At 58.7% G+C, this 1,616-nt stretch carries 2 protein-coding genes; both read right to left on the reverse strand.

All coding sequences use genetic code 11. From position 1 onward, the window contains the following. Positions 1–70: 70 nt before the first annotated feature. Entirely contained in the window at positions 71–1,201 is a 1,131-nt protein-coding gene (locus C9413_RS31945; protein ID WP_170251530.1) for a restriction endonuclease subunit S, read from the reverse strand. Continuing rightward, a partial coding sequence (locus C9413_RS31950; RefSeq protein WP_170251532.1) for an N-6 DNA methylase occupies positions 1,198–1,616 on the reverse strand: 419 nt, incomplete at its 5' end. The genes C9413_RS31950 and C9413_RS31945, both read right to left, overlap by 4 nt.

Consider the following 1,616-nt stretch of genomic DNA (forward strand, 5'->3'; position numbering starts at 1 on the left):
TCTCTCCCGGGCGCTTCATCTCCACAGCACGTGTCTGCTCCCTCACTCACCCCGGGCCTGCATCGCCACATCATTCAGCCCACCCGCGTGAGCCGCTCGTAACAAGATCACAAACATCTCCGAGCCCGACAGGAGACCAGCCGATCGGAAGTCCCTCAGAGAACCGATTGACATCTCTGCTTGTGATCTTTGGCTTTGGTATAGTTCCCACTCTCGAGCGCGCCGCCCTTTCCTCCGCAATCCGCTTCAACAGCTCCTCCGCCGGCTCATCCGCCGGGTCCTGCGGTACAAGCTTCCCGCGAACGGCAAGGTTGAGGATGGTTTGGCGCACCTGCTTGATCTGGTCCGGCCGGGCGGTGAGCGCCGGCAGGGCATCCAGGGCGAAGCGGGCGTCGTCGCGGAATGTTTCCGGGTCTGGGCTATTGAGGCGGGCGAGGCTTGCCGTCGCCAGTCGGTCCCGCTTCGTCTCCCGCTCTGTTCGCGCCGTTTCCAGCTGGTCGCACAGCGCCATCAGTTCATCGACCTGCCGCTGAACTAAGGGAGGCACCAAGGGGATCGGAACCGCTTCTATGCGGCCTAGAGTAAGGGTGACGTTCGCTGTTCCCGACATTCTGGAGACAAGAAGCTCGTCCTTGAACGCGGATAGATACTCGAACAGAAATCGCGCGGAAAAAAGAGCTGGATCGTGAGGCAAAACGGCGGCAAGGATTGTTCCGAGCGCGAACGGCCCCTCTTGGTAGTGAAGGCGATTGATACTGGCGTTTCCGTGCCCCGTCGATGAAACCAATGGGACAATCGCCGCAGCACTGTCGAAATCGTAATGGTCCGCAGTAAGTCTCTCCGCAGCGGTCACGACAAGCGGATAATCCCCGGGCTTAGCCTGCTGTATACCTGTTTTACCTTTTTCAACTCGGGCGACTTGTCCCAGTGAAATGAACAAAGAAGGATCGGAAAACTCTTCTGGCATTTGTTCGTCCGTGATCGGCAGCCACGGTTTTTGCTTGGGAAGAATTCGCTGGGCGACCAGCCGTGATTTTGCGCCTTTGAGCATCGCTCGAAGGTCATCAGGACTAATCAATTTATCTGACTGCTTCAGTCGTCCGGAAATCGCGAGTGCCACCACGATTTTCCGGAGTTGCAGTACATGCGATGGATCATCGCTAATCGCCGCAGAGAGCGCATTTAGAATTCCGGCATTCATCGGGAAAGCGCCTCTGCCAGAATGGATTTCAGCCGGTCGCGCAGGCGGGCCGCATTGGTTTCGACGGTGACCAAGTCTTCCAGCAAGGCTTCCGGGTCGTCATGGTCATGGGCCACCGTATGCGGGTTCTTGAAATCCAGATTGTAACCGCGCGCCTTCACATCCTCAAGGCTGACGCGCCAGGCCTGCGGACCTTCCTCGCGGCCCTTGCGTTCCTTGCCGCCCCACCAGTCTACGCAATCTTGCAGGTGCTCCTGCCGGATGGGCTTCGTCATGGAATAGGCCTTCTGGCCCTCCGGCACCCGATGTTCCCAGTACCAGATGTCCCTGGTCGGCGTGCCCTTTTCGAAAAACAGCAGGTTGGTACCGATCGAGGCGTAAGGCTTGTAGCCGGTGTTTGGCAGGCGCCCGATGG

The sequence above is a fragment of the Rhizobium sp. SEMIA 4085 genome (genome assembly GCF_013004495.1).
Lineage (GTDB): Bacteria > Pseudomonadota > Alphaproteobacteria > Rhizobiales > Rhizobiaceae > Rhizobium > Rhizobium gallicum.